The following is a 13,984-nucleotide window of genomic DNA, read 5'->3' as shown; positions in this document are numbered from 1 at the left end:
GACTACGGAATCCGTACACCGATGAGCAAGGCGCTTCCGCCTTTCTAGTATTCATCCACGATTTCATCTAATGCAAATTTAATTCCGTAGTAAATGAATAAGGCAGCCATGGATGAAGGGAATGCTGTTCTATCTCCTGTTTCAGTAGGAAGCATCCCTTTGATTAGGGAGGTGTTGATATATACGTCGGCCAGATCACTGATAGTCTCTTCATCTTTGACGGTTCCGGCAATAACGGTAAACGGAATCCCTTTTTGGGATAGCTGACGGCCAAGCTGCAGTGCTTCAGGATCATTTGAAAAACGCGTAATAACGAGAACTCTGTCGGTCTCTGTTACCTCATCAAGTGTTAAAAGTCTCTCAGCCCCGTTTAATGGTTCAGCGCCCTCGAGAGCCTCGATAGCGACGGCATCCATTCCTTTAAAGGATTTTATGTATATATTTCCATCGCCGACAATTGCCTGCGCTAAAAGTCTTGCGCCATCTTCAATAGCTGGTTCTTCTTTATCATAAATCCTTTGGAAAAGGCCGTTCAATTGGGTCATAAACATTTTCATCATACGTTAAGTATCCTCCTTTCGCATAGGGTTATTTAAGCCCTGTTAAAATTATAAACAAAATAAAGAAAAATAGCGAAATCGCTAAAAAACTTGTTATTTCTCCATTGAAAGAAGGAAAATAGTTTACAAATAGAGAACTATATACTTATAGTATACATGCAAGTGAAAAGGAGAACAGAAGAACGGTATTTTTATGCCTGCACAAGAAATTGCACTGTTTAATCAGTCAGGGGGGAATTTGATGGATGACACAAAAGAAAAAATACTCATTGTAGATGATCAATTCGGCATCCGTATTTTGTTAAATGAAGTGCTCCAAAAAGAGGGATACAAAACTTTCCAAGCAGCAAATGGTGTACAGGCATTGGAAATTACAAAAAAGCATTCTCCAGATCTTGTATTGTTAGATATGAAAATACCAGGTATGGACGGAATTGAAATCTTGAAAAGAATGAAAGAGATTGATCCGGACATACGCGTTATCATTATGACTGCTTATGGAGAATTGGATATGATTCAAGAAGCAAAGGATCTAGGAGCGATCACCCACTTCGCCAAACCTTTCGATATAGACGATATCCGCAGTGCGGTCAGGGAGAATATGCCGATTAAATGACGGAAGCGGGCTGCTTCCATTTTTTAATGTATGAATAAAAATGATATCTCAACTTCTTGTTCTTTTACAGCCCAACGTTAACAAAACCTAGGTGATCTTTATCTAAACAGCCTGCTAAGCGAATGCCAGGGGAGAAAATTAATTGGCTCAATAACAGAGACGACTTTTTAAAAGCAGGCTTTGAAAAAGGCTCTGTTGTTTTTTAGGTCACAGTAAAGAAAGGAAACAAAAGTAAAAGTGGTTGCTTTTGTTCCTTTCTTTACTGCCAACGAGCTTAAAATGAGCCGTTATTAAAGTTGAAATAATAAAGCCAAAAATATAAAAGAGTTCAATGGCAAAAAAAATAGTAGTTTGATATGATGAAAATATAATATTATTTATTCTCTAAATAATCGTTTAAAAGAATTGGGGCAAAAAAGCCATTTTTCTGCACCTATTCAGTATAAAGGGGGAAATTTAATCATGCCTTTAGTTTCTATGACTGAAATGTTAAACAAAGCAAAAGAAGAACATTATGCAGTGGGACAGTTCAATATTAATAATCTTGAATTTACACAAGCAATTTTACTTGCCGCTGAAGAAGAAAAATCCCCTGTTATTTTGGGAGTTTCAGAGGGTGCCGGCCGTTATATGGGCGGATTTAACACAGTCGTTAAAATGGTTGAAGGATTAATGGAGGATTACCAGATTACAGTGCCTGTTGCGATTCATTTAGACCATGGAACCAGCCTTGAGAACTGCAAGAAAGCAATAGATGCTGGGTTTACTTCAGTCATGATTGATGCTTCCCACCATCCTTTTGAGGAAAACATAGAAATAACAACAAACGTAGTAGAGTATGCACACTCTAAAGGGGTATCGGTTGAGGCTGAGCTTGGAACAGTCGGCGGACAAGAAGATGATGTCATTGGGGAAGGAATCATCTATGCAGATGCGAAGGAATGCCAAGAGCTTGTTCAGCGAACAGGTATTGATTGTCTTGCACCTGCTCTGGGATCCGTACATGGCCCTTATCAGGGGGAGCCTAATCTTGGATTCAAAGAAATGGAGGAAATCGGTAACACAACTGGTGTTCCATTAGTCCTCCATGGGGGGACAGGAATCCCTACACATGATATTAAAAGAGCCATTTCACTTGGTACTGCAAAAATAAATGTAAATACTGAAAATCAGATAGCGTCTGCCAAGAAAGTAAGGGAAATTTTTGCAGCCGATTCCAAAGTGTATGATCCGCGCAAATATCTTGGACCTGCCCGTGAAGCTATCAAAGAAACAGTTATCGGTAAAATGCGTGAATTCGGTTCTTCCGGCAAGGCGTAAATTCCTGAATTAAGATAATAGAAAATGGGAAATGCATAAGGAAGCCGCCGCTTAGAGGCGGTTTCCGTTTTGTGTTTTTGGAACAATAAAGAATGACTCCTGCAAAAGGTGAGCGAAATGACCGGAAATTGGAAATATTTCGAGAGTTATTTTTTTATATAACAGTTGTTTATATTTTTTTATCTAGTATAGAATTTTAATTAAGCGAGTGTTTTAAGGGGTATTAAAAAAGAGACGAAGATTATAGAGAAATAAACCATAGGGAATCTCGCCCAAGGATCAAATATGACTGTCATACTGTCGAAATATACATTCAATGTGGCAACTAATGCTGCTTAGCCAGTATTTATTGCCATAGAAGGGAGTTTAAAATGGAAAAGCTTAAGATTGCAGGAGGCTATCCCCTTAAAGGAACCATTAAAGTAAGTGGTGCGAAAAATAGTGCTGTTGCATTAATTCCGGCTACTATCTTAGCGGAATCTCCAGTGACAATCGAAGGTCTGCCCGATATATCAGATGTCCAAATTTTAAAATCCTTGCTTGAAGAAATAGGTGGAAAAGTTACTTTTAAAAATGATGAAGATATGATTGTGGATCCCCGCAAAATGGTTTCCATGCCGCTCCCGAATGGAAAGGTTAAAAAACTAAGAGCCTCTTATTATTTAATGGGAGCCATGCTCGGGCGCTTCAAAAAAGCGGTTATTGGACTACCTGGAGGGTGCCATCTTGGACCAAGGCCGATTGACCAGCATATTAAGGGCTTTGAAGCCCTTGGTGCAAAGGTTACGAATGAACAAGGGGCCATCTATCTTCGGGCGGATGAACTTCGTGGTGCCAGAATTTATCTCGATGTCGTGAGTGTGGGTGCCACGATTAATATTATGCTTGCTGCTGTTAAGGCAAAAGGGAAAACAATTATAGAAAATGCTGCTAAGGAACCTGAAATTATTGATGTTGCTACGTTACTAACCAATATGGGGGCAAATATCAAGGGTGCGGGAACGGATATTATACGAATTGAAGGTGTAGATGTATTAAATGGATGCCATCACACCATAATTCCTGATCGAATAGAGGCAGGTACCTTTATGATTCTTGGAGCTGCTGTAGGTGACGGCGTTCTTATCGATAATGTCATTCCACACCATTTAGAATCCCTTACAGCCAAGCTCAGGGAAATGGGTGTTCCGATTGAAACGGGGGACGAGCAGATTTTTATTGGCAAGTCCGAGAATCTAAAGGCTGTTGATGTAAAGACCTTGGTATATCCCGGTTTTCCAACGGACCTGCAGCAGCCATTTACTGCTCTTTTAACGAAAGCAGAAGGTTCTGCTGTGGTGACGGATACCATTTATTCAGGCAGATTTAAGCATATCGATGAATTGAGGAGAATGAACGCCAGCGTGAAGGTTGAAGGGCGCTCAGCCATTATCAGCGGTCCAGTCAAGCTTCAAGGAGCCCGTGTGAAAGCGAGTGATCTTAGAGCAGGCGCAGCCCTTGTGATTGCCGGCTTGATGTCAGAAGGCATCACAGAGATAACAGGAGTGGAGCATATTGATCGCGGGTACAGCAACCTGGTGGAGAAGCTTAATGGACTAGGAGCGACTCTTTGGCGTGAAAGGCTTACACAACAAGAAATGGAGCAGTTAAAAAGCTCATAATGATTAATAGAATCCTCTCTTTTGGACAAAACAATTTTAATCCAATTGTGCTATAATAAATTGAAATGTGTTATACAATTAATGAACTTAAAACATTTGAGATACTGAATTTGTTTTTTAGGGGGAGAGAGGATGGAAAGAAGCTTATCAATGGAATTAGTCCGCGTCACAGAAGCAGCTGCATTGGCATCGGCACGGTGGATGGGGCTTGGCTTCAAAGACCAGGCAGATGATGCTGCGACTTCTGCGATGCGGGATGTATTTGATACAATTCCGATGAAGGGTACAGTTGTAATCGGTGAGGGAGAAATGGACGAGGCTCCGATGCTTTATATCGGTGAAAAACTTGGAACAGGATATGGCCCCCGTGTGGATGTGGCCGTAGATCCGCTTGAGGGAACAAATATTGTAGCTTCAGGAGGATGGAATGCTCTTGCCGTTTTGGCCGTTGCAGATCATGGGAATCTTCTTCATGCTCCCGATATGTATATGGATAAAATCGCTGTTGGCCCTGAAGCGGTTGGAAGTGTAGATATTAATGCTCCTATTATCGATAATTTAAAAGCGGTTGCAAAAGCGAAAAATAAAGACGTAGAAGATGTAGTTGCTACTGTGTTAAATCGGCAGAGACATGAGCATATTATCGCTCAGCTTAGGGATGCTGGAGCCCGCATAAAGCTGATAAACGACGGAGATGTGGCTGGAGCGATCAATACTGCTTTTGACCATACAGGTGTGGACATCTTATTTGGAGTCGGAGGCGCACCTGAAGGGGTAATTGCTGCTGTTGCTTTAAAATGTCTTGGCGGCGAGATCCAAGGCAAGCTAATGCCTCAAAATGATGCGGAAATAGAAAGATGTAAAGGGATGGGTATTGATCTTAACAAAATCCTCAGAATGGAAGACCTGGTGCGCGGCGATGATGCCATTTTTTCTGCTACTGGAGTAACAGATGGAGAATTGTTAAAAGGTGTCCAATTTAAGGGCTCATTTGGTTCAACCCACACAGTCGTAATGAGGGCAAAATCAGGAACTGTCAGATTTATAGAAGGAAGGCACAGCCTGAAAAAGAAACCAAATTTAGTAATAAGGTAGGTAGAAAAGCGAAAGGCGCTCGGAAATCGGCGACCAGCATAAGACATTCGCTATAAAGGTTTGTACTTTAACCTTTTAGCCGAATGTCTTATGTCCTCGAGCCGATAGCGCTTGTAGCTGGACATAATAGATAAACAAAAGGCATCCGATGATAGTCGGCCAGCATCAGTTAAGTCGCCCTTAGAGGATTGACTTTTAACTTCTCAGGCGGATTAACTTATGACTTTGAGCTAAAAAATTAAAGAGTGGACCTCCACGAATAAGAAAATGATTCATTTTAAACTACCACATCTGCTTTTCGTGATAGTACTTCCGGGGATGCAGCCGCAAAAATATCTTAAAATAGAATCCTCATAACTGCCAGAGATCTGAAAAGTTTCCCATCTATGAAAAAATTTATCAAACTTCGTCCAAAAAAAGTTTTTTTTAGGAATAACAAAAATTTCTTCCTTACTAATATTGATTCTTTGTAAAAATTGTGGTTAAAATAGATAATGTTTTAATATGAATTATGCACTTTTTTGCACCCCGTTTGTTTCTTAATCTTCTCAATTTTCAAATATATTTTTCCTTTTATAAATGAAAGAAGTAACTTATTTTTTTGCAGTGAAATTTAAAAAGTGTGGTGTAGATATGGAAGGATTATCAATTTCGAGTCTGGATAATATGACATTAAAAGAGCTTTATGCACTAGCTCGTGAATATAAAGTTTCATATTACAGTAAACTCACAAAAAAAGAGCTTATTTTTGCGATATTAAAAGCAAGAGCAGAGCAAGAAGGATACTTTTTTATGGAAGGTGTTCTTGAAATTATTCAATCAGAGGGATTTGGTTTCTTAAGACCGATCAACTACTCTCCAAGTTCAGAGGATATATATATATCTGCCTCACAAATTCGCCGTTTTGATTTGCGCAATGGAGATAAAGTATCAGGAAAAGTTCGTCCGCCTAAAGAAAATGAACGTTACTATGGATTGCTGCATGTGGAAGCAGTAAATGGTGACAATCCTGAATCTGCTAAAGAACGCGTTCATTTCCCTGCCTTAACGCCGTTATACCCTGACAGGCAAATTATCCTTGAAACTACCCCAACCAAATTATCCACAAGGATTATGGACCTTATTACACCTGTTGGATTTGGGCAACGTGGACTTGTCGTAGCCCCTCCAAAAGCAGGTAAAACGATGCTGTTAAAAGAAATTGCTAATTCTATCACAACAAATCATCCGGAAGCGGAGTTAATCGTTCTTCTTATTGACGAACGTCCTGAGGAAGTGACGGATATTGAAAGGTCTGTTGATGCAGAAGTAGTAAGTTCTACATTTGATGAAGTACCGGAAAACCACATAAAAGTAGCTGAGTTGGTACTTGAGAGAGCGATGCGCCTTGTGGAACATAAACGGGATGTCATCATCTTAATGGACAGTATCACAAGACTGGCAAGAGCCTACAATCTAGTAATCCCGCCAAGTGGAAGAACTCTTTCCGGGGGGATTGATCCGGCTGCATTCCACAGGCCTAAAAGATTTTTTGGCGCTGCCCGTAATATAGAAGAGGGCGGAAGCTTAACCATTTTGGCAACTGCACTTGTAGAAACAGGTTCACGTATGGATGATGTTATTTATGAAGAATTTAAGGGTACGGGTAATATGGAACTTCATCTGGACCGCTCATTGTCTGAGAAAAGAATCTTCCCTGCCATTGATATCCGCCGTTCGGGAACAAGGAAAGAAGAATTGTTGGTACCTAAGGAAAAACTCGATAAGCTATGGGCAATTAGGAAGTCCATGTCAGACTCACCTGATTTTGCAGAGAAATTTATCCGCAGGCTTCGTCAGACAAAAACGAATGAAGAGTTTTTTGAAGTGCTTTCAGCAGAACCTAAGGGTGCAGGGGCTGGAAGAAGAATGTAAAAAGCTTCTTTTCCGTTGGTTTCAAAAAAATGGATTTGTAAACTATGCATGTCCTATTGCAATTTATAGTGTAAATGGTTATAATAGTTACAGTATGTTATTGAATACTATAGCGGTTCTATACGCATAGAACTATATATAACTCTGTTTCGAATGATTCAGGGCGTGAAGGAGATGAAAAGAATGAAAGCAGGAATTCATCCAGGTTACAAAAAAATTATGGTTAAATGTGCTTGTGGTAACGAGTTTGAAACTGGTTCTGTAAAAGATAAGTTGACTGTAGAGGTATGTTCAGAATGTCATCCATTCTACACTGGCCGTCAAAAATTCGCTTCTGCAGATGGTCGTGTTGACCGTTTCAACAAAAAATACGGTCTTAAATAATATAAAATTAAACAGCTTGCTAGTGCCACTTAAAAAAGCGGCATGACAGGCTTATGAAACAGGCAAGTTTGCTTGCCTGTTTTTTATTTGTAAATATTATGGTTTTTACCTAGGCTTTGTTGAAGGACGCTGTTGTTTTTTAGCTTATTTGTGTGTGACAACTGTTTCATGTTTCTTTCAGGTTAGCTGAAAAACGAGTAATACCTTTATCTGAATAAGTCTTTTGTATAGTCAATCGGGGAGGGTAACACGAATTATGTATGTTATGAATCATTCAGGCTGGATTGAAGTAATTTGCGGCAGCATGTTTTCGGGAAAGTCAGAAGAACTGATTAGACGTGTTAAGCGTGCTCAATTTGCAAAACAGGAAATTGCTGTTTTTAAGCCGAAGTTGGATGATCGTTATAGTAAAGAAGAAGTAGTTTCACACAACGGAACGTCTGTCATTGCCCATCCGATTGAAAAGGCAAAAGAGATTTTTGATTATATCACTGCAAGTGTGGATGTTATTGCTATAGATGAAGCTCAATTTTTCACAGAGGAAATAGTAGAGGTTGTGCAGAAATTAGCAAACAGCGGACACCGTGTGCTTCTTGCTGGCCTGGACCAGGATTTTAGGGGAGAACCGTTCGGACCTATGCCAAACCTGATGGCTGTTGCAGAGCTGGTGACTAAACTTCAGGCAGTCTGCACTGTTTGCGGATCTCCTGCAAGCCGGACACAAAGACTTATAAATGGACAGCCTGCGGGATATGGCGATCCTGTTATCCTTGTAGGTGCATCAGAAGCATATGAAGCAAGATGCAGGCACCATCACGAAGTCCCTGCAGGTACAAGCCTTCATGTAGAGGGTGCAGCAAAGATCGTTGAATGAAACAGTTCTTTTACAATAAATTCCCGCTTTTCGTGCCGTGTACAAGTTCTTATGTCCATGGTTCAAAAGCTTGCATAGAATTAAGTTTTGGCTTTGTTAAAGGCTCTTTTCATAAACTTTGTTGCTATTTGTATAAATGAATCTAGAAATACACAGGGTTCAGACTTGGAAACAAAATGACTGAAGACGAAAAGATGCCACGGTTCCCCACTTATTACGGAATTAACACTTGTGCGAAAAGCAACAATCTATGCGAAAACAGCTTTGTTAAATAACGAGCAGTTATCAACGTAGAAATTTAACAGAGTCCTTATTTTAAATAGCAATTTTAGTTTACGAAAAAGCGCCTATAAAAAGACAAGTCCTTTTTAACATAAAGCAAGTATTTTGCGGAAAGCTAACCGCAGGAGGTGCTGAAATGTTTAAAGTGGGATTTGTCTTTTTTTGCTTGGCTATGTTTCTTTTGAATGGTTGTGGCATGCAGAACAAGAAGGAAAATGCAGAAAGCCCTTATCGAAATGTAAAGAATACAGTGAGCGGTAAGAAACAGCAGAACCAAGTTGAGCTTGTAGAAAATAGCCCTACAATCGGTACAGACATAATGGAGGCTAAAAAGGTGGTTCGCTCCATTCCTGGATATATTCCTGACTCTGTATGGATTAATGGAAACCAGATGTGGGTAGTGGTTAGAGCCAACAAAGATCTTTCTAATCATGCAAAGCTTAAAGAGGCTGCCAGGATCCATGAAAAACTCGTCCAGGCGATTCCGCAATTTAAAATAAATGTGAAAGTTAATTGAGGTAAATGCAAATGCCGGTTTTCTGATAGAACTGGCATTTTTTATAGGAAGAATAAACTTTTTTATTAACTAAATATAGTCTCTGTCCAGCTCCAGCGCCTATCGGCTAGCGGATTTCTCCGTCTTCTCCCTACGATAAGTCAACAACAGCACGTGAACGGTCTCGCTGTGTTTCCTTTATCTCAGTCTGAGACTCTGAAATCCGTGCGCCGATGAGCAAGGCTCTATCGCTTTTCTTTGTCCAGCTCCAGCGCCTATCGGCTATCGGATTTCTCCGTCTTCTCCCTACGATAAGTCAACATCAGCACGTGAACGGCCTCGCTGTGTTTCCTTTATCTCAGTCTGAGACTCTGAAATCCGTACGCCGATGAGCAAGACGCTTTCGCTTTTCTGTTGCCATTGCTTTACGGTGGGTGTGGTGTATACTATAATGGTACTATTATGGACTAAATATAGATATACTGCTAAAAGTAGCTTTGTCAGTGAGTACTGAAGAGAGTAAGAGAGCGATAGCCTTTTGTTCAAGGATAAGAAAGTATTTAACCAATGCAGCTTTCTAGCGGATTTCTGCGTCTCCTCCCTGCGATAAGTCAACATCTAGTTTCTTTTATCTCAGCTGCAAAATCCGTACTCCTATAAGCAAGACGTTTGCGCTTTTCGTGATTTCTAAGGCTATCTGTAAATCCGAATGCTTTCAACAGCATTGACTAATGCAGCTAAAAAATATAACTAAGATACAGGACGACGAGGTGAAAGATATGTTTGACCGTTTACAAGCGGTTGAAGATCGTTACGATAAGCTGAATGAGTTATTAAGCGATCCTGAAATCGTAAACAATCCAAAAAAGCTGAGAGATTATTCTAAGGAACAGTCTGATATCCAGGAAACTGTACAGGTTTACCGTGAATATAAAGATGTTGAGCAGCAGTACAATGATGCAAAAGCAATGCTTGAAGAAAAACTGGACCCGGATATGAAGGAAATGGTTAAGGAAGAGATCAATGAGCTTGAGGGCCAGATTGAAGAATTAGAGGCCAGGTTGAAAATCCTGCTTATTCCAAAAGATCCGAATGACGATAAGAACGTTATCATGGAAATTCGCGGAGCTGCCGGCGGAGATGAGGCGGCTTTATTTGCCGGTGATCTATATCGCATGTATAGCCGTTATGCAGAGGCACAGGGCTGGAAAACAGAAGTCATTGAATCCAGCGCTACTGGATTGGGCGGCTACAAAGAAATTATCTTTATGATCAACGGTAAGGGAGCCTATTCAAAATTAAAATTTGAAAATGGTGCCCACCGTGTACAGCGTGTGCCTGAAACGGAATCCGGGGGAAGGATTCATACTTCGACTGCAACAGTGGCGGTTCTGCCTGAAGCGGAAGAAGTAGAGGTTGAAATCCACGAAAAGGATATCCGTGTAGATACCTTTGCATCAAGCGGACCAGGAGGACAAAGTGTTAATACGACGATGTCTGCTGTGCGCTTAACACACTTGCCTACGGGAACCGTAGTATCCTGCCAGGATGAAAAGTCGCAGATTAAAAATAAGGAAAAGGCCATGAAAGTACTTCGTGCGCGTGTGTATGATAAGTTCCAGCAGGAAGCACAGGCTGAGTATGATGCCAATCGTAAATCTGCAGTAGGTACCGGGGACCGTTCAGAACGGATTCGCACATATAATTTCCCGCAAAATCGGGTAACGGACCATCGAATTGGTTTAACGATCCAGAAGCTTGACCAAATTCTTACAGGAAAGCTTGATGAAATTATAGATGCCCTCATTATGGAGGATCAATCCAGCAAGCTTGAAAATTTGGAGGACTAATGGAGATGCCGTTGAAAATATATGAAGCCCTAAGGTGGGCTTCTTCTTTTTTAAAAGAGCATCAAAGAGATGAAAATGCCGCAGAAATTCTTCTTTGTCACTATCTTCAGTTTAGTAGAGCCCGTCTGTTAGCCGAAATAAGAATGGAGCTCTCTGAGGATGTTTGGATCCCTTTTAAAGAAGCTATAGAGAACCATGCAAAAGGTATGCCTATTCAATATATGATGGGCTATGAAGAGTTTTTTGGACGGAAATTTAATGTGAATTCAAACGTGTTAATTCCTCGCCCGGAAACAGAGGAGTTAATTGTTGAGGCTATAAAACGCAAAAATAAACTTTGGCCAGACCGAAAGGAATTATCTCTAGTTGATGTTGGAACGGGGAGCGGGGTCATAGCGATTACCATGAAATTAGAATGCCCTGAAATAGTAGCTTCTGCTATCGATATCTCTCCGGCTGCTTTAGAGGTTGCGAAAGAAAATGCTGGAATATTGAGAGCGGATGTAACCTTTATAGAAGGGGATTTGCTATTGCCTCTAATTGATAAAGGAAAAAAAGCGGATATTATCCTTTCCAATCCGCCTTATATACCAGATGGAGAGATAGAAACATTGTCAGAAGTTGTATCAGAACACGAGCCGCACCAAGCGTTGTTTGGCGGTGAGGACGGGCTCAATTTTTATAGAAGGTTTATGGAGCAATTCCCTAAAGCAGTCAAAAGCCGAGCGTTGATTGGATTCGAGATCGGAGCAGGCCAGGGTCTTCCTGTAGCAGCTATGCTTAAGAGAGTATTTCCAGAAAGTATTGTTGAAGTAGTAAATGATATAAACCAAAAGGATCGTATGGTTTTTTGCCAGGTGCTAGAATAGCCTGGTTTTTTCTTATGTTGTAAAAAGGAAAAAGACTGACTCTGCCTGGATGTAAAAGCTTTGAACTGCTCTTGTACTGGTTATGAAAGGCTGATTTCGTATAGATTGTGGCTTTTCGTACAAAACATGATTAAGTGGGTTGTCTGTCTTCGTGGCATCTTTTAGTAAGCTCTTTACAAGTTTTAATACTGAACATACATTTAAAATCATATTTTTGTGTCCCATAGCAACAAAGTTTACGAAAAGAGCCTTATGAAAAAGAGGAAAAGTGGTGAAAAAATTAAGATTGATAGTTTAAGATCCTGCATTTATGTCCACACTGATTGTTGAAGGGATGGTGCAGGAAATGCAAACGAAAACATTAGCGTGGCTTTATATTATAATTTTATCCATTGGTACAATATTGAGTTTATATATACCTAAGCAAGAGGCGGCAGCGAAAGAATCGATTGTGATTCCGCATGATGCCATCCGGTTAAGGATATTGGCCAATTCAGATCAGGATGCCGATCAGGCTGTTAAAGAGAAAATTCGTGATGCGGTTAATTTATCTATTGAAAAATGGGTGAAGGATTTAACTTCAAAAGAAAAGGCAAAAGAAGTAATTGTATCTCATCTTCCGGAGATTGAGAGAATTGCCAAAAGGGTCATGGCTGAACAAAAGATGCACCAAAGTGTTAAGGTAGAATTTGGCCAAGTCCAGTTCCCTACAAAGCTTTATGGTGACTATCTGTATCCGGCTGGAATGTACCAAGCAGTCCTCATTACATTGGGAAAAGGAGAGGGAGCTAATTGGTGGTGTGTTCTGTATCCTCCTTTATGCTTTTTGGATTTTTCAAATGGAGTTGCTGTAAGTAAAGGTTTTGAGGACGATGAACAGTCAAAACAACAAGCAGCGCCTGTTAAGCAGGCAAGCCAAAAACCAAAAGTTAAAAATCCTAATAAATCAGCTGCAAACAATAATCAGAATAAAAAAACAGAGAACGCTTCAATAAATAAAACGCCAGCGGTGCAGCCGCAGTCTGAACCAGATACGAATGCACAGGCTTCACAAGTATATGCAGCAGACAGCAGCGATAGCCAAAAGGTAGAAGTGAGATTTTTTATCGTAGATCTATTTGAAAAGCTATTTTAGAAGAAAAGCGCAAGCGCCTTGCTCATCTGCTAGCCGATAGGCGCTGGAGCTAGACATAGACTACATTACTTAAAAGGTCTATCGCCATTTTTATATAAAGAAAAAATGATGAAAGCATGACGGCAATGAGAAACCCTCTCTTTGACGTCATGCTTTTTTCTTCATGGTAAGAGTTCTATTTATTTCTCGCCTACATAAGATAGAGTAGAAACTTTTACTAGATTGATTGAAAAAGAGGGTGTGAGTATATGTTTATGGTAAGAAGAGCGGAACAGAGCGATCTTGCGAAGCTTTACTTGTTTCTTGATAAAGCTGGCATAAGTACTAAGGGGGTTGGGGAAAACATAGATTACTTTGTGCTGCTGGAGGATCAGGGCGGTAATCTTGCAGGTACGTTGGGGATAGAACCCATTAACAGCTTCGGGCTTTTGCGGTCACTTGTTGTAACAAGTGAGGTGAAGGAAGAGGATGTGTTAATACTTTTTCAACATGTGTATAAGTTTTCGCTGGAAAAAGAGTTATCCACATTATACTTAGTAACGAATAAGGAGAAGTCTATACCTTTGTTAAACTGGGTGGGGTTTCGGCAAATCCCAAGGGGAAAGCTGCCGTCAGAATTTGAGAAATCCGCAGTTGGCAGGGAATTGAAACAATTAGAGCATGCCATTTATATGGAGACCAACTTAAAGGAGCAAGTAAAATAGACTTTTTGAAATGAAAATAATTAGTGGGTTTCCTTAATAAGAAGACGATAAAATTCAAGCTTATCCACATAATCCCGAAAAGTTATCCACTGTTTCGATAGTAATATCCACAATTTGTGGATATTACTTGTTTAGAAGAGATGTTTCCTTTATACTTGCAAAAGAAATTAACTAATATAATTCGACAAAAACTCTTTTTTCTCAACAATTATATAGAAATTATC

Annotated in this window: 13 protein-coding genes; 12 read left to right on the top strand and 1 reads right to left on the bottom strand. The window is 40.1% G+C overall.

From position 1 onward, the window contains the following. Window positions 1-44: 44 nt before the first annotated feature. Complete coding sequence (locus A5N88_RS14765) at window positions 45-560, bottom strand: DUF2529 domain-containing protein (RefSeq protein WP_066267409.1); 516 nt, start codon at window positions 558-560, stop codon at window positions 45-47. A gap of 241 nt (window positions 561-801) precedes the next feature. Between A5N88_RS14765 and A5N88_RS14760 the strand changes: the two genes are divergently transcribed. From A5N88_RS14760 to A5N88_RS14705, 12 genes are all read left to right on the top strand, one after another. Beyond that, on the top strand, window positions 802-1,176 hold the full coding sequence (locus A5N88_RS14760) for a response regulator (protein WP_066270567.1): 375 nt from the start codon (window positions 802-804) through the stop codon (window positions 1,174-1,176). 462 nt (window positions 1,177-1,638) lie between these two features. Continuing rightward, window positions 1,639-2,496 carry a class II fructose-bisphosphate aldolase gene (locus A5N88_RS14755; protein ID WP_066267408.1) on the top strand — a complete coding sequence of 286 codons (858 nt, stop codon included), beginning with the start codon at window positions 1,639-1,641 and terminating at the stop codon, window positions 2,494-2,496. 371 nt (window positions 2,497-2,867) lie between these two features. Continuing rightward, window positions 2,868-4,157 carry a UDP-N-acetylglucosamine 1-carboxyvinyltransferase gene (gene murA / locus A5N88_RS14750; protein WP_066267406.1) on the top strand — a complete coding sequence of 430 codons (1,290 nt, stop codon included), beginning with the start codon at window positions 2,868-2,870 and terminating at the stop codon, window positions 4,155-4,157. A 132-nt stretch (window positions 4,158-4,289) separates the two neighbouring features. After that, window positions 4,290-5,252 (top strand): class II fructose-bisphosphatase, encoded by a 963-nt coding sequence (gene glpX, locus A5N88_RS14745; protein WP_066267405.1) that lies wholly within the window; start codon window positions 4,290-4,292, stop codon window positions 5,250-5,252. 633 nt (window positions 5,253-5,885) lie between these two features. After that, on the top strand, window positions 5,886-7,166 hold the full coding sequence (gene rho, locus A5N88_RS14740) for a transcription termination factor Rho (RefSeq protein ID WP_066267404.1): 1,281 nt from the start codon (window positions 5,886-5,888) through the stop codon (window positions 7,164-7,166). A gap of 183 nt (window positions 7,167-7,349) precedes the next feature. Beyond that, window positions 7,350-7,550 (top strand): 50S ribosomal protein L31, encoded by a 201-nt coding sequence (gene rpmE / locus A5N88_RS14735; protein WP_066267403.1) that lies wholly within the window; start codon window positions 7,350-7,352, stop codon window positions 7,548-7,550. A gap of 256 nt (window positions 7,551-7,806) precedes the next feature. Next, window positions 7,807-8,424 (top strand): thymidine kinase, encoded by a 618-nt coding sequence (locus A5N88_RS14730; RefSeq protein WP_066267401.1) that lies wholly within the window; start codon window positions 7,807-7,809, stop codon window positions 8,422-8,424. Between the two features lie 418 nt (window positions 8,425-8,842). Beyond that, window positions 8,843-9,223: a hypothetical protein gene (locus A5N88_RS14725; protein ID WP_066267397.1), complete on the top strand. Its 381-nt coding sequence runs from the start codon at window positions 8,843-8,845 to the stop codon at window positions 9,221-9,223. Window positions 9,224-9,981: 758 nt separating this feature from the next. Next, window positions 9,982-11,052: a peptide chain release factor 1 gene (prfA, locus tag A5N88_RS14720; RefSeq protein WP_066267396.1), complete on the top strand. Its 1,071-nt coding sequence runs from the start codon at window positions 9,982-9,984 to the stop codon at window positions 11,050-11,052. 5 nt (window positions 11,053-11,057) lie between these two features. Further along, window positions 11,058-11,921, top strand: coding sequence for a peptide chain release factor N(5)-glutamine methyltransferase (gene prmC / locus A5N88_RS14715; RefSeq protein ID WP_302466993.1), 864 nt, complete (start codon window positions 11,058-11,060; stop codon window positions 11,919-11,921). 346 nt (window positions 11,922-12,267) lie between these two features. After that, entirely contained in the window at window positions 12,268-13,056 is a 789-nt protein-coding gene (spoIIR, locus tag A5N88_RS14710) for a stage II sporulation protein R (RefSeq protein ID WP_066270563.1), read from the top strand. Window positions 13,057-13,304: 248 nt separating this feature from the next. Continuing rightward, window positions 13,305-13,760 carry a hypothetical protein gene (locus A5N88_RS14705; protein WP_066267391.1) on the top strand — a complete coding sequence of 152 codons (456 nt, stop codon included), beginning with the start codon at window positions 13,305-13,307 and terminating at the stop codon, window positions 13,758-13,760. Window positions 13,761-13,984 lie beyond the last annotated feature (224 nt).

Origin of the sequence: Heyndrickxia acidicola (assembly GCF_001636425.1) — a bacterium.
GTDB classification, from domain to species: domain Bacteria; phylum Bacillota; class Bacilli; order Bacillales; family Bacillaceae_C; genus Bacillus_AE; species Bacillus_AE acidicola.
This window is presented reverse-complemented; position numbering and strand designations above follow the sequence as displayed.